Here is a 13591-nt window from a genome sequence, read left to right on the forward strand (position 1 = left end):
ATTAAAATAGATTATTTATATTATGAATGAAGTATTCAGCAGAATCCCGGCTTCAGAACTAAATGAAGTTTATCTCTTTCATAAAAAATATACTGGTGAAAAAAGATCAAATTATGTTTGGGATTGGCAGTATGGTGCTACCAATCCATTTCCCTCTGTTTTGGTTGGAGGTAAGATTTCAAATGTGTTAATTGCTACCCAAGGAATGTTTGCAATTAATTTAAGAACCTCCGATGGTATTGAATTAACCGGTAAAAACGAATCCCTATTAGTTGATGAATCATTAAGGATGACCGGATTAAGCAAAAAGCTTTACGATTTTGCCTTACAAGAATATCACAAAGAAAAAATAACCTGTTTGTGGGGGTTTTCCAGAAAGGCAATAATTCCTCTTCAGCGAGCAGGGTTTAGGGTGTATTTTAACGTTATTCAAAGATCCATCATATCCCTGGATTTGTTGAATGTGATAAATCTTGTACGTAATAAGAAACAGCCAGCTTACAAAAAAATAGCCGGCATTCTGACTTCGGTTATGGCTACAATTTCTTCAAAGGTTTTATTGAAATATGCAGTTTTAAAAATCAAGAATGCCGAAGGTACATCTGGAAGTTTTACAGACTCTTTGCAAAATAAAAACGATTTATTAGCATTGTTTGAAAAAATCAGGGAAAAGTATCCAGAGTTGATTCATATAAATCAAGATTATGAATACTATAACTGGAGAATATTGCTTTCGCCCCTTAAAATTAAAAAACGGTTTCTGTATGTTGATAACGAGTTAGTTGGTTATTTTTATTTGACATATCATGAGCGTTACACTGAAGTAACAGACTTAACATTTATTCAGGATGCTCATGGTCATGCTTTAATACGTGAGATTATTGATATAATAAAAAATGAGAATTTAAGAATGCTTTATTACAATTTCAACTCTGCGAATGAGCTTAATTTGTATGTAGATTCATTTCTCAGAAAAATTGGTTTTTTTAGCACCAAAGGGCCTAATCATTTTGTATTGCGCAATTTTACGCACTCCGAAGGTGATGCGTTTTTTAATATCGAAGATTGGTATATTAATAACCTTTGGAATGAAGGAATATAGGTTTTGATATGTTGAAAATAGCTCTCTCCCACGACATTGATCGTGTTGATAAAACGTATCAGTATTTTACAAAAAGTTTAGCGCATTTAATCAAATTAAATGCAAAAGGTTTGACTGGTCAAATTAGGTCAATAGGCAAAAAGAAACCTTATTGGACATTTGATGAATTTATTGAAATTGAAAAAAGATACAATGTAAGGTCAACCGTTTTTTTCTTGAATGAATCAATTAAATTGAATCCTTTTGATCTGGAGTCTTATAAATTATCTTTAGGGAGATATAAAATTCTCGATCCGAGAATTGTAGGGGTAATAAATTATCTTGACCAAAATGGATGGGAGATTGGAGTGCATGGGTCATTCAATTCCTTTAAAAATTTTGAGCTTCTAAAAGAGGAGAAAGAAACCTTGGAGAAAATAGTCGGGCATCCCATTTCTGGAATCAGACAACATTACCTCAATTTGAACGAACATACCTGGCAATTTCAACAAAAAGCAGGATTCCTATATGATTCATCCTGGGGCTATACAAGAGATATCGGGTTTAAAGAAGACAAATACTTACCTTTCCATCCATTGGACAACCATTTTAAAGTAATACCTCTCACCATAATGGATACTTGTTTTATGGCTAGACCTGACAGATGGGTAAGGTATGAAAAACTTCTTGATCAATGTGAAGAAAAAGAAGCAATTATGGTGATAAATTTTCATCAACATGTTTTCAGTAGGTATGACTTTCCGGGTTATCTGGAAACTTATGTTGAACTTATTGAGAGAGCGATTAGGCGCGATGCTAAATTTGTTACGCTGTCCGAGATTTAAAATTAATAGAATCATATTTTGAATGTACTTTTTGTAAGTAGCGGAAATACACTATATGGAATATCCCCTATCACCAGAAGCCAGGGCGTATCATTGGGAAACTTTAATGTTGAGGTTTTTTATTTTCCAATTGTTGGTAAAGGTTTACGAAGCTATTTAATTCATATAGTTAAACTTAAAAAGCACTTAAGTGTCAAAAAGTATGATTTAATTCATGCCCATTATTCATTAGCTGGATTTGTGGCAACATTAGCCGGTAGTAAACCCTTGGTTGTTTCTTTGATGGGAAGCGACTCAAAGCATGGTTTTTTTTCAAATCTATTTATCAAGTTCTTTTCAGTTTTTTTTTGGCGAGAGTGCATTGTTAAATCAAAAGAAATGCGTGAAAGCTTAAACCTGAGAACAGCATTTCTTATTCCGAATGGAGTAGATATCGTTAGATTTATTCCAATGCAAAAGGAAACAGCCCAAAACCTTTTGGGGTGGGGTAATGATAAAAAACACATATTATTTGGGGCAAATGTAAATCGACCCGAGAAAAACTTCACTTTAACACAAGCAGCAATTAAAAAAATAGGAAACAAAAATGTTGAAACACACGCTTTGAATAATATTGACCCTGTGGTTATTCCATTATTGTTAAACGCCTCTGATGTAGTGATGCTCACAAGTTTATGGGAAGGAAGCCCAAATGTGATAAAAGAAGCAATGGCTTGCAATCGTCCAATCGTTTCTACTGATGTTGGTGATGTAAGATGGCTTTTTGGTGATTTGCATGGCCATTATCTTACTGGTTTTGAACCAGGAGATGTTGCTGATAAGATAATGGAGGCTATTAATTTTTCTCACGATTATCAGCATACCAATGGAAGAGACCGTATTATTCAATTGGAATTAGATTCTAATAGCGTGGCGAAACGAATAGTTGAGATATATAGTCAAATTTTAAAGCGCTAAGGTTTTTAATAATATGAAGGTTCTTTTCTATTTCGGCCATCCTGCTCAATACCTATTTCTTCGTGCTACGATAAATCTTCTAAGACAGTCGAGTCATGATGTAATAATTTTGATCAAGACTAAGGATGTTCTTGAAAGTATTTTAATAAAGGATAAAATCAGCTACATTAATATACTTCCAACTGAACGTGGTTTGTCCAAATTAGCAATCCTAAGCAGCCTAATTAAACGATTATTTAAAATTTTACCAATCATTGTAAAGGAAAAACCAAATCTGCTGGTCGGCACTGATGCTTCTATTGCTATTCTTGGCAAGATTATGCAAATAAACCGAATTTCAATTACAGAAGATGATTACAATGTCATTAAAGCTTTAGCCGATCTCACATATCCGTTTACACAAACAATACTTTGTCCCGAAGTATGTTCCGTAGGCAAGTATCATCAGAAAAAGATAGGTTATCAGGGTTATATGAAACTTGGCTACCTGCACCCAAATGTTTTTAATCCTAATCCTTCAATAAAACAAAAATACCACTTAGGAGATAATTATATCATCTTTCGCCTGGCGCGTTTAACTGCCCATCATGACTTTGGAATAAAAGGATTAAGTGAAAGTAGCTTGAAAAAATTGATTGAAGTTGCCGAAATGAAAAATTTCCACATTTACATTTCATCCGAAAGTGAGCTAAATGCTGAGTTTAATAACTATAAACTTAACATTGATCCAAATGATCTGCACCATGTTTTGGCTTATGCTTCATTACTCGTATCTGATAGTCAAAGCATGAGCGTAGAAGCAGCAATGCTAGGGGTTCCTTCAATCAGGGTTTCAGACTTCATGGGTAAAATTTCGGTATTAGAAGAATTGGAACATACTTATGATCTTACATTTGGGATTAAACCCTCCGATGTGGCTGGCTTGTTAGAAAAGTTTAACGCCTTGATAACCGAACCAAATCTAAGAGATAAATTTCAAAAGCGAAAAAATCAGATGCTTAAAGATAAAATTGATGTTACAGCTTTTCTGACCTGGTTCATCGAAAACTACCCTTACAGCAAACGCATCATGAAAGAAAACCCTGATTATCAATACAACTTCAAATAAACCGCTAATGCACGCTAAACCACCGCTAATTTCCGCTAATGATACGCTAATTTTCGAAAAATAAATATTAGCGTTTATCCGCGTTCATTCGCGGTCTTTCATTTCTCGTAAATCTGCGGATATTCCTTCTTCGTTAATTTTAAACCTAACATTATGACAGATTTAATTTTTAAAGATGAATCTTACAAGATAATCGGCTGTTGTTTTGAGGTATATAATCATCTTGGTCCTGGCTTCATGGAAGCAGTTTACCAGGAGGCTCTTGCTATGGAATTTACTGAACAGGGCGTCCCATTTGTTGAGTTTGCTGAGATGACGATAAATTACAAAGGAAGACAACTCAGGAAGAAGTACTTCCCCGACTTTTTGTGCTACGAAAATATCATTGTTGAGATCAAAGCTTTAGAAAATCTCTGTTCGGATCATCAGGCACAGGTGCTTAATTATCTTAAAGGAACCAGTAGCCCTCTGGGAATTTTAGTGAATTTCGGGAGTAGTAAACTACAGCACCAGCGGTTTGCAAATACAAAGAATGACCGCTAATGCAATTAAAATAACCGCGAATACACGCCAATCAAACGCTAATTTTTGCGAATAGAAATCCTTTTAGCGTCTATCCGCGTGCAATCCGCGTAAATCTGCGGACAAACTTTTACCGCGAATACACGCCAATTACCCGCTAATTTTCGCTAATGTTACGCCAATTTTCGCTAATAATATTTTTAGCGTTTATCTGCGTGCAATTTGCGTTAATCTGCGGACTTTTCTTTTTCCGTTAATTTAGCGGTGTTAACTTTAGTAATTAATGTCGGAAAACCATTACCTTTGCTCTGATTCAAAATCATTAAAACAATGGAAGCAATTTTCAAACTAAACGTTAAGCAGATTGATGGGGCGTTCGTTGAGGCGATCAAAAAGATGTTTAATGAAAAGGATGTTATCATACGTATCAGTACCCCTCTGGATGAAACGGAATACCTTCTGTCGAGTGAAGCAAATGAAAGGCATATTCTTGAAAATAGCGTTGCTGAACCGGCAATGCAATTTACCGCTGAAGAGTTCAGGAAGTATGCGGATAAAACGCTAAAACCATAATGAGGTATATTCTTTTCAGAGGTAGCGCTTTCGATGATTTTAATGACTGGGCTGAAAGACAGATGTTGGAAATAAGAGTTAATTTTGACTCGTGATAATAAGAGACGAAATATCAAAAGGAGAAGAAGTATTCAGACGTTTGTGCAAAGCGCATGACGTAAAATCCTTGTATGCTTTTGGATCTGCCACCAACGATCACTTCAATTTTCAAAGCAGTGACATTGATCTGGTCGTCGAAATTGATGAAGCTGATCCCGTGAAACGGGGCGAGAAGTTACTTTCGCTGTGGGATGCTTTTGAACGTTTTTTTAATAGAAAAGTTGATTTATTAACGGACGCATCTATCAAAAATCCATTTTTAAGAAAAAGTATTGATTCTGGTAAAGTATTAATTTATGACGGATCAGGGGCTGAAATATTTGTCTGATATTCATCGGGCAATATAAAAAACAGAAGTGTTCAATTTGATGCTAAGTTTAACATTCTAATAACGAACTTTATGTTTCAGATTTTGAGGACATCAGTTATATTAAACGAGTTTCACTTGATAAAAATAGAAAGCAGAACATTTATTACGGATTTAGACTGATCTGTGTTAATCAGTTGAATCCGCGTCAACTTGTCCGACCGCTGGTGGATCAGTGTTCAAATAACTGAACGATGTTAAGCGATGGCCAGAATATTAGAAATTGATTTAATTTATTTTCAGCTTGATACTGAATAAAATAATTTTCTATGGACTTCACGATTAAACAATACACCCAACTCCTTCAAACCCTGAAATCTCAGGGTTTTTCGTTTTATACCTTTGCGGAGTACATAAACGATAGCACTGCAAGCTCATCGCTCACCTCTCGCCACTCATCGCTTATAATCCTTCGTCATGATGTGGAGAAACGTTATAGCAATGCGCTGCGCTTTGCCCAAATACAGCATGAAATGGATATTCGCGGGAGCTACTACTTTAGGCTTATGCCAAAGTCTTTTAATGGAAGTATCATAAAACAAATTGCAGCCCTGGGTCACGAAATTGGTTACCATTACGACGACCTTAGTGAGTGCAGGGGAGATTACGGAAGGGCATACGAGCGGTTTAAGAAAAATCTGGCCTACCTTCGCGAAATCGCACCTGTAAAAACCATCACCATGGAAGGTGCTCCGCTGTCGAGATATGATAACCGTGATCTATGGAGAAGAGAAGAAGTGAGAGATGAGTGGCGAGAGATGAGAGGTGAGAAAGAAGAAAAACTCACTGCTCATCACTCATCGCTTAACTCTAAAAAAAGTTACCGCGATTTTGGCATCATCGCAGAGCCTTACTTCGACATCAACTTCAACGAGCTGTTTTATATCACCGACACCGGCCGCCGCTGGGATGGCCATCTGTTCAATGTTAGGGACAAAGCCACCAAAGAAAACCCTGTAACCAATCCCGAATTCCTAAAGCTAAGGTACAGGCATACCGCCGATATTATCAATGCGTTGGAGGCAGGGAGTTTCCCGCGAAGAGCCATGCTTAATTTTCATCCTCAAAGGTGGAATGATGCATTGATCCCGTGGATGCAGGAGCTGGTATGGCAGAATGCGAAGAATCAGGTGAAGAGGTTTCTTGTTAGGAAGTAGTTAGTAGGTAGGGAGAAGTAGGGAGGAAGTAAGAAGTAGGTAGGAGGAAGTAAGAAGTAAGAAGTAGGTAGGATGTAGTAAGTAGAAAGAGAAAAGTGGCATTTGGTAATTTGAAAAAACAAGTACATTATGAGTAAAAATTATCAGGGTTTTAAGGATCTGATTGTATATCAGAAGGCTTTCCGCTTGTCGATGGACGTTTTTGAGGTATCGAAGTTGTTCCCAAAAGAGGAAATTTATTCATTAACTGATCAAATTAGAAGATCTTCTAGGTCAGTGGGAGCAAATTTAGGAGAGGCGTGGGCGAGAAGACGATACGTAAAATCTTTTGTGGCCAAGTTAATCGATTCTCAGGGTGAATCATTCGAGACTACGCATTGGTTGGATACTGCCATAGCAGCAAAATATATCGATCAAAAAAAATATGATGAATTATCGGGAATGAATATCGAAATTCAAAAAATGTTGGAATCAATGATTAACAGCCCTGATAAATTTTGCCATTAGCTTATCTGTCGCCTAACTCCTACCTACTACCTACTAAATACTACTTACTGTTTTAATACAAATTGGCGATGAGGATTTTTGAGATCACAAAGAATTTTCCAAAGGATGAGCGATATTCACTTACTGATCAAATCAGGCGATCATCCCGATCGGTAACTTCCAACCTTTGCGAAGCCTGGGCAAAGAGAATTTACGTAAAATCATTCGTGAGTAAACTTAGCGATTCTTTGGGGGAGGAATACGAAACTGAGGGATGGTTGGATTATTCTAAAGATTGCGGCTACATTGATGCACATTTGCATTTTGATCTTATGAATCAATATGATGAAGTAAGAAAGATGCTAATATCAATGATTAATAATCCCGAAAAATTCTGTAAGTAAAATGATCAACTCACCTCTCACCGCTCATCTCTCCTTGCTCATTATCCTGAAAAATTCTGTCGTTAAAATGAAATACTCATCTCTCATCTCTCACCGCTCATCTCTGAGATTGCTTCGCTTCGCTCGCAATAACCATGCTTCGCATGGGAGTAACAGCATAATGTCCCCTACAACGCCAGAGTCTGCGAGGAGCGCAGCGACACTATAAAGACCCTACAACGCCAGAGTCTGCGAGGAGCGCAGCGACGAAGCAGCCTGCCCCCTAACATACAATCAATTTGAAAGCATAGCAGCCAGGCAGCAACGACGCATACCTACAACATTCCTCCCACTTATTCAGTTGTATAAAAATAATAACTTTGTGTTTGGAAAAACTAAATAGTACAACAATGGAAGTATTAACAATTCATCCTGAAAATAATGAACAAATGGAGGCGGTTAAAGCTGTATTGAAGGCTTTAAAGATTCCTTTTGTTAAGCGGGAAAGCCTCTATGACCAAGACTTTATTAACAAGGTTTTAGAGGCAGAAAAAGAACGTCATCAGGCTTTGGTTTTAAACAGCGGTGACGATATAGATACCTATTTTAATAATCTTGCCAATGAGGTACAAGATTGAAATACTGCCACAAGCTGATAAGGATATCCGGTTTTACCAAAAGGCAGGTAATAAGGCTGCAATCAGAAAAATAATGGTTATTATTAAAGATCTCAGTATTCACCCTACAACAGGAATTGGAAAGCCGGAAGAACTTAAATATGAGCTTAAAGGTTATTGGAGCCGGCGTATTGATAAAAAGAACAGGTTGATTTATAGGATTGAAGAAGAAAAGGTAACTGTACTTTTAGTATCAGCCTACGGTCATTATTAACGGATTTATAAGGTTTTGCATGTTGGCCAATGTGATGGGGATTCTTTTAGGCTTTGGCGTTTTATTATTCATCGGAAAGATCAATAGGATCATAGCACAACAAACCCTTAATCATTTTGTTAATTCGTAAAACACATTCCTAATAATACGTAAAAAATACCTGTAGCAATTCGTAAAGCAGAATTGCTTTCTCAGATGATCAAGGTCATTGATATCAAATCTTTGTGAGGTCGGGCGAAGAAAATTTATGTAAAATCATTTGTGAGCAAATTGAGTGATTCGTTAGGCGAGGAATACGAAACCGAAGGATGGTTGGATTATTCTAAAGATTGCGGCTACATTGATGCAGATTTGCATTCTGATTTGATGAATCAATATGATGAAGTAAGAAATATGCTAATATCAATGATTAATAATCCCGAAAAATTCTGCCACTAAAAATCGCTTCTCCTTGCTCATCTCTCATCTCTCATCTCTCATCTCTCCTCTCTCCCCACTCATCTCTCATCACTCATCTCTCACCTCTCCTCGCTCATTTCCATGATCAACAACCCAGTAAAATTCTGCCACTAAAAATCACCTCTCCCCACTCATCTCTCATCTCTCACCTCTCCTCGCTCATCTACTTCTTTATGTCACGTCGCACCCTCCTACTAATTTATCTCATCGCAATCGTTGTATTGGTAGCCATTCCTGTGGGCAACGAAAACGTGAAAAGTCTTAACAGCATATTTCTGCTTCGTCTCCGTGGCGACTATATCGTGCACATGCTGCTCTTCGTCCCCTGGTGTTTTCTAAAACCCGGGTTGGATTTGTCGAAGTGGTGGTGGTTGCTGGCAGGAGTAGCTTTTGCTTTAGCTGCTGAGAGTCTGCAATATTTCATTCCCTACCGCGCCTTCAACATCAACGACATGATCGCCAATGCGCTGGGGGTAGTGTTGAGTTTTATTTTGGTGTCGATCTGGCAGCTACGTGTTTCAATAAAAAAAGAACGTGGTTACTGAGCGTAGTCGAAGTACAGATGACGCGGATGTTACGGATTGACACAGATAACAAATGCTGGAATCCATGGTCAACAATCTGGATAAATCCTACTTACTACCAACTTTTTTCCCCTACCTACTACTTACTTTTCCCATCCCACTACTTACTTTCCCCAGCCTGCTTTCCCCCGGTTTCGACCTTCTTGCCGTTGTATTTATAGAACATCATCGCTACGACATCGTATTCGCGGTAAAGGCATTTATTTCCAATTTTCGTAAAAGCCAATTTCTTTTGATCCCTATAATTGGCAACAGTCCTTCTCGAGATTTGACAGCAACTCATCACGTCGGCTGTCTTCAGCCATACTTCAGGGTTGATGGGTCTTTGGGGCTTCTCTTTATCTATTTGTGCCATTATTTTACGGCAGGCCACCGCCGCTTCCTGGTCCATGCTGTTGAATAATCGGTACAGGTCGCTATTACAATCGACGCCATTTAGTGGAGCATAATGCTGTTCATCTTTAGGGGCGCCATTCATCAAGCGCTGAAACACATCATTTAATTCATTTTCATTTTTCATTCAAACCTCCTGTTTTGGTTTCTTATTTAGAATCAATTTACAAAGATACAGTGGGTTTAGCTCAAGTTATACAGCGGGTTGTAAACGAATCATTGTGTATAACTCATTAAACATTGAAAGACAATAAGATAACATGCTATTGTTGAAAACAAAATATCGTGCATATTACTTTGGCATGTTACTTTTATGTAACGGCATCCATTGCGCTTCAACTGAATAACCTGTGGCAGCAAAAAACAGGACACATCTCTTGCCGTAAAAATATAGCTATACGAACCCTTAACCTGAATAAACACCGAACACATCCTGCCCTGCGGTGACTGCGGTGACTGAGCTTGTCGAAGTCAGCCTGTCGAAGTCAGCCTGTCGAAGTCAGCTTGTCAAAGTCAGCAGAGTAGTTACACTGTGTTACTCTGTGTAAAACACGGTGTAACACTGTGAAATTCTAAAAAACGAACAGCATAAAAAAACCGGCTCCATAAGAAGCCGGTTTTCATATACAATAACCTTGAGCATTAGCTCACAACCACCCCGCCACAGTACAGACTGTCGGAAATAGCCTTCTTCCCGCCCGAGCTGATGAGCGACTCCAGCAGACTAAAACTCAGATAGCAGTGAACCTCATCGCCGCTCCAGGAGGTAGGAACCATAAGCTCAGCGGTAGCATCCATACGCGTGGCAGCCTCCAGCACCATCGTCGATTCTTCCGTAATAGGATTATAGACTACCACCATGGCTTTGTCGCCTGATTGTGCCGATCCCTGACCGGTATTGTCAGCCCAGGTGATCGATATCTTAGCTGGTTCCGGCGAAGCGCAGTTTGCATTCATGCCTCCGGTGAGCTGTCCGCGCGAGATACGTGCATTACCATAATCGATTTCATAATCCGGGTAGCTGCCCGCTATGGCATGGTGGAAGTTGTAACTCATGGCGGCGTTGAATGCCGACATTTTGATAGCATAGGCCTTGAAGCCAATGCGGACGAACTCGTTCAGCGGCTGAAGAAACCGGATTACGCGGAGAAACTTCGTGCGCTGATTGAGTTGTTTGGTAGTTTTGGGATTTGCCACACTTGCAGGAAGTATCCGCAAGTAGTCGATCCCTTTCCAGTTGCCGCCGACAACATTGCCGACTTTTCCTGAGACGCCTCCAAGGAGGCCTTTTTTGATTGTTGCCATAATTATAATTTTTAAAAGATTAATTTAAATTCCCACTTTAGTTTTTCTATAAGTGGTTGCTTTCCTTATGGCAAAAGGTGTGCGCAACTGCTTCATTGCTTAGTATTTGCATTGTTATATCCCCTTATGCACAGTTAGTGACAAAAGCTGCAATAATGTCGCAATCGAAACTATGCATAAGCATGCATTCATTATCTTGTTTTGGCTGCGATTGTCTTATCTTTTTTATCTGTGAGATGCAAGCCCCGGCCAAAGGTAGAGGTTGGTAGCTCTGAAACTTCTCTTAAATCCTCATCCCGGAAAGGTTAACAGAAATCGTCTTAATCAAAATAAGAGTAAATGTTTTACGCAGCAGAATATAGGAGGGCATTAAATTAACATTCTAAACTTGAAGTTACCAGGCTCGGTTTTGCGTTTTGTTTTTGCCAACCAACAAGGCGATGGTATAGCGATGGTATGGAGAAGGGTAGAGGAAGTTAAGAAGTAGGTAGTAGGTAGAAAGTAATAATTAGTAGGTAGTAAGTAGAAGACTATTTACAGATACGTTCATCGAGGTTTGTAGGAGCAAACATTGCTGTAGGGGAAAAGTAGTAAGTAGTATGTAGAAAAAATATAAAGATGAAAGATTATCAGGGATTTAAAATTCTGAAAGTTTATCAGAAAGCTTTTCGGATGTCTTTTGAGTCGGGGATGGAAGTTTTTCAATGAAGCACCTTTTAATTACTTTTCAGCTCTTCACCGTGAAAATCATTTAAAATGAAAATCTTACTTTTGTAAAAATTGGTTTTCGATAAAAAATATTTTTGAACAAACCTTTAAAATAGTGAACATGACAACTGTTATTATAGATACTCGATCTGTTGAAGCACAAAAAATACTTGAGTTCCTGAAAACTACTCGCTATGCCAAAGTTTTGGAAGAAAAAACACCCAATAACGAAACTTTGAAGGCAATGGAAGAAGTTGAAGCAGGGCATGCAAAATCTTATAAATCGGTAAAAGAGCTGATGACATCGCTAAAAAAATCAGCGGGTGTATAAAATCAAGGCCTCAAATAAATTTGAAAAAGACTTTGTAAAATGTGCCAAGCGCAATTTCAACCTGGAATTGTTAGGAAAAGTTCTTGAAATACTTGAAAGTTCAGGAAATTTACCCCGGAATTATAAACCTCATTTATTATCAGGAAATTACAACGGATATTGGGAATGTCATATCAAACCTGATTGGTTACTTATTTGGAAACAAGACGATAACACCCAAACGATTGAATTAGTTCGTACAGGAACTCATTCTGATTTATTTAGATAAAAGAGTGATTTGAAACTAAAGGTTAAAACAGATTTTGATAATGCTTTTATCAGCCAATGGGATGCTTTTGTTCGTGCTCATCCTGATGGCAGCGTGCTGCAAAGCCATTTTTGTTACCAGCTTTTTCAAAGCACATTAAATTTCGATCCGGTATTGATTTATTGTCTTAATGAGCAAGATGCCATAGCCGGATTGCTGCTCGGCGTGGTGATAAGGGAAGAGGGCCGGCTGAAGAAATCTTTTTCGTCGCGCACTGTGGTTTATAGTGGTCCGCTGATAATGGATGGAGCAGGGGCGAAGCAGGAAGTTTTTAACCTGCTGTTGCGGCGGCTTGTGGAGGAGGTAAAGCATCGTTCTATCTTTATCCAGTTTCGGCCTTCCTGCGATCTTTCTGTTTTTCAACCCGGGTTTGAGCGGCTGGGTTTTCATCATACCCCACGTCTCAACCTGCTGGTGGATACTACCGATCGTGAGCGTGTGAAACATGAGATGTCGGCATCGCGCCTGCGACAGATAAAGCAATCCATTAAAAATGGTGCTGAAATAATCGTTCCCGACAAGGTTTCACAGATTGATGAATTTTATCTTTTGCTTTCTGATCTTTACCGTCACAAGGTAAAGAAGCCGCTGCCCGACAGGAGTTTTTTTCGTGCTTTTTTTGAAGCTACCCGCGACGGTAACAACGGACATATCTTTCTTATCCGGCACCAGCAACGCATCATCGGCGGAATTATGGCTCCGGGGTTTACAGGCAACACGCTGTTTGAGTGGTACGTGTGCGGTCTGGATGAAGAATATCGCAGCAGGCATATCTACCCATCGGTGTTGGCTACCTGGGCAGCAATAGATTATGCTGCCGGCAATAATTTTTACAGATTTGATTTCATGGGCGTCGGAAAGCCGGGAGTTCCATACGGCGTGCGCGATTTTAAAATGCGCTTTGGCGGCACCGTAGTCAGCTATGGCAGGTACATCCGCATCAACAATAAATTTCTTTACACCCTTGCCGAATTGGGTTACAATGTTTTATCTTTAATGAAAAGAGTATAGTTGTTTTGCTAATTTTGCCATTTA

General features: G+C 38.6%; 18 protein-coding genes. 16 read left to right on the forward strand and 2 right to left on the reverse strand.

Features of this window, described 5'->3' with window-relative positions; translation table 11 throughout:
- Positions 1–22 precede the first annotated feature (22 nt).
- The 13 genes from VFC92_07830 to VFC92_07890 all read left to right on the forward strand — a co-directional run bounded on the left by VFC92_07830 (position 23) and on the right by VFC92_07890 (position 9473).
- Positions 23–1102 (forward strand): hypothetical protein, encoded by a 1080-nt coding sequence (locus tag VFC92_07830; GenBank protein ID HZK08096.1) that lies wholly within the window; start codon positions 23–25, stop codon positions 1100–1102.
- Positions 1103–1110: 8 nt separating this feature from the next.
- Positions 1111–1926 (forward strand): polysaccharide deacetylase family protein, encoded by an 816-nt coding sequence (locus tag VFC92_07835; protein HZK08097.1) that lies wholly within the window; start codon positions 1111–1113, stop codon positions 1924–1926.
- An 18-nt stretch (positions 1927–1944) separates the two neighbouring features.
- On the forward strand, positions 1945–2883 hold the full coding sequence (locus VFC92_07840; GenBank protein ID HZK08098.1) for a glycosyltransferase: 939 nt from the start codon (positions 1945–1947) through the stop codon (positions 2881–2883).
- A 109-nt stretch (positions 2884–2992) separates the two neighbouring features.
- Positions 2993–3991, forward strand: a complete 999-nt coding sequence (locus tag VFC92_07845) for a hypothetical protein (GenBank protein ID HZK08099.1) — start codon at positions 2993–2995, stop codon at positions 3989–3991.
- A gap of 153 nt (positions 3992–4144) precedes the next feature.
- Positions 4145–4534, forward strand: a complete 390-nt coding sequence (locus tag VFC92_07850; GenBank protein HZK08100.1) for a GxxExxY protein — start codon at positions 4145–4147, stop codon at positions 4532–4534.
- 309 nt (positions 4535–4843) lie between these two features.
- Positions 4844–5086 carry a hypothetical protein gene (locus VFC92_07855; GenBank protein ID HZK08101.1) on the forward strand — a complete coding sequence of 81 codons (243 nt, stop codon included), beginning with the start codon at positions 4844–4846 and terminating at the stop codon, positions 5084–5086.
- Between the two features lie 91 nt (positions 5087–5177).
- Entirely contained in the window at positions 5178–5513 is a 336-nt protein-coding gene (locus tag VFC92_07860) for a nucleotidyltransferase domain-containing protein (GenBank protein ID HZK08102.1), read from the forward strand.
- Positions 5514–5821: 308 nt separating this feature from the next.
- Positions 5822–6709 (forward strand): hypothetical protein, encoded by an 888-nt coding sequence (locus VFC92_07865; GenBank protein ID HZK08103.1) that lies wholly within the window; start codon positions 5822–5824, stop codon positions 6707–6709.
- Positions 6710–6838: 129 nt separating this feature from the next.
- Positions 6839–7216 carry a four helix bundle protein gene (locus VFC92_07870; GenBank protein HZK08104.1) on the forward strand — a complete coding sequence of 126 codons (378 nt, stop codon included), beginning with the start codon at positions 6839–6841 and terminating at the stop codon, positions 7214–7216.
- 68 nt (positions 7217–7284) lie between these two features.
- The gene (locus tag VFC92_07875) at positions 7285–7599 is read left to right on the forward strand and encodes a four helix bundle protein (GenBank protein ID HZK08105.1); all 315 of its coding nucleotides are present in this window, start codon (positions 7285–7287) and stop codon (positions 7597–7599) included.
- Between the two features lie 389 nt (positions 7600–7988).
- The gene (locus VFC92_07880) at positions 7989–8216 is read left to right on the forward strand and encodes a DUF2683 family protein (protein ID HZK08106.1); all 228 of its coding nucleotides are present in this window, start codon (positions 7989–7991) and stop codon (positions 8214–8216) included.
- The gene (locus tag VFC92_07885) at positions 8200–8469 is read left to right on the forward strand and encodes a Txe/YoeB family addiction module toxin (GenBank protein ID HZK08107.1); all 270 of its coding nucleotides are present in this window, start codon (positions 8200–8202) and stop codon (positions 8467–8469) included. Before VFC92_07880 ends, VFC92_07885 begins: the two co-directional genes overlap by 17 nt.
- Positions 8470–9101: 632 nt before the next feature.
- Positions 9102–9473 carry a VanZ family protein gene (locus tag VFC92_07890; protein HZK08108.1) on the forward strand — a complete coding sequence of 124 codons (372 nt, stop codon included), beginning with the start codon at positions 9102–9104 and terminating at the stop codon, positions 9471–9473.
- A gap of 139 nt (positions 9474–9612) precedes the next feature.
- Here VFC92_07890 and VFC92_07895 read toward each other — a convergent pair whose 3' ends face one another.
- Positions 9613–10032, reverse strand: coding sequence for a helix-turn-helix domain-containing protein (locus tag VFC92_07895; GenBank protein HZK08109.1), 420 nt, complete (start codon positions 10030–10032; stop codon positions 9613–9615).
- A 515-nt stretch (positions 10033–10547) separates the two neighbouring features.
- On the reverse strand, positions 10548–11210 hold the full coding sequence (locus VFC92_07900; protein HZK08110.1) for a DUF6266 family protein: 663 nt from the start codon (positions 11208–11210) through the stop codon (positions 10548–10550).
- Between the two features lie 829 nt (positions 11211–12039).
- Here VFC92_07900 and VFC92_07905 point away from each other — a divergent pair.
- The 3 genes from VFC92_07905 to VFC92_07915 are packed head-to-tail and all read left to right on the forward strand — an operon-like array spanning position 12040 to position 13567.
- Positions 12040–12249, forward strand: a complete 210-nt coding sequence (locus tag VFC92_07905) for a hypothetical protein (GenBank protein ID HZK08111.1) — start codon at positions 12040–12042, stop codon at positions 12247–12249.
- Complete coding sequence (locus VFC92_07910; protein HZK08112.1) at positions 12242–12517, forward strand: type II toxin-antitoxin system YafQ family toxin; 276 nt, start codon at positions 12242–12244, stop codon at positions 12515–12517. Before VFC92_07905 ends, VFC92_07910 begins: the two co-directional genes overlap by 8 nt.
- Before the next feature lie 9 nt (positions 12518–12526).
- Positions 12527–13567: a GNAT family N-acetyltransferase gene (locus VFC92_07915; protein HZK08113.1), complete on the forward strand. Its 1041-nt coding sequence runs from the start codon at positions 12527–12529 to the stop codon at positions 13565–13567.
- The last annotated feature ends 24 nt before the right edge of the window (positions 13568–13591 follow it).

It is taken from the genome of Bacteroidales bacterium, assembly GCA_035647615.1.
GTDB lineage: Bacteria > Bacteroidota > Bacteroidia > Bacteroidales > 4484-276 > SABY01.

What these genes read in the sequence shown, in the direction of transcription:
- VFC92_07830 (HZK08096.1), top strand. Translation starts at nt 23, where the DNA reads ATGAATGAAGTATTCAGCAGAATCCCGGCTTCAGAACTAAATGAAGTT.
- VFC92_07835 (HZK08097.1), top strand. Translation starts at nt 1,111, where the DNA reads ATGTTGAAAATAGCTCTCTCCCACGACATTGATCGTGTTGATAAAACG.
- VFC92_07850 (HZK08100.1), top strand. Translation starts at nt 4,145, where the DNA reads ATGACAGATTTAATTTTTAAAGATGAATCTTACAAGATAATCGGCTGT.
- VFC92_07855 (HZK08101.1), top strand. Translation starts at nt 4,844, where the DNA reads ATGGAAGCAATTTTCAAACTAAACGTTAAGCAGATTGATGGGGCGTTC.
- VFC92_07865 (HZK08103.1), top strand. Translation starts at nt 5,822, where the DNA reads ATGGACTTCACGATTAAACAATACACCCAACTCCTTCAAACCCTGAAA.
- VFC92_07870 (HZK08104.1), top strand. Translation starts at nt 6,839, where the DNA reads ATGAGTAAAAATTATCAGGGTTTTAAGGATCTGATTGTATATCAGAAG.
- VFC92_07875 (HZK08105.1), top strand. Translation starts at nt 7,285, where the DNA reads ATGAGGATTTTTGAGATCACAAAGAATTTTCCAAAGGATGAGCGATAT.
- VFC92_07880 (HZK08106.1), top strand. Translation starts at nt 7,989, where the DNA reads ATGGAAGTATTAACAATTCATCCTGAAAATAATGAACAAATGGAGGCG.
- VFC92_07885 (HZK08107.1), top strand. Translation starts at nt 8,200, where the DNA reads ATGAGGTACAAGATTGAAATACTGCCACAAGCTGATAAGGATATCCGG.
- VFC92_07890 (HZK08108.1), top strand. Translation starts at nt 9,102, where the DNA reads ATGTCACGTCGCACCCTCCTACTAATTTATCTCATCGCAATCGTTGTA.
- VFC92_07895 (HZK08109.1), bottom strand. Translation starts at nt 10,032, where the DNA reads ATGAAAAATGAAAATGAATTAAATGATGTGTTTCAGCGCTTGATGAAT.
- VFC92_07900 (HZK08110.1), bottom strand. Translation starts at nt 11,210, where the DNA reads ATGGCAACAATCAAAAAAGGCCTCCTTGGAGGCGTCTCAGGAAAAGTC.
- VFC92_07905 (HZK08111.1), top strand. Translation starts at nt 12,040, where the DNA reads ATGACAACTGTTATTATAGATACTCGATCTGTTGAAGCACAAAAAATA.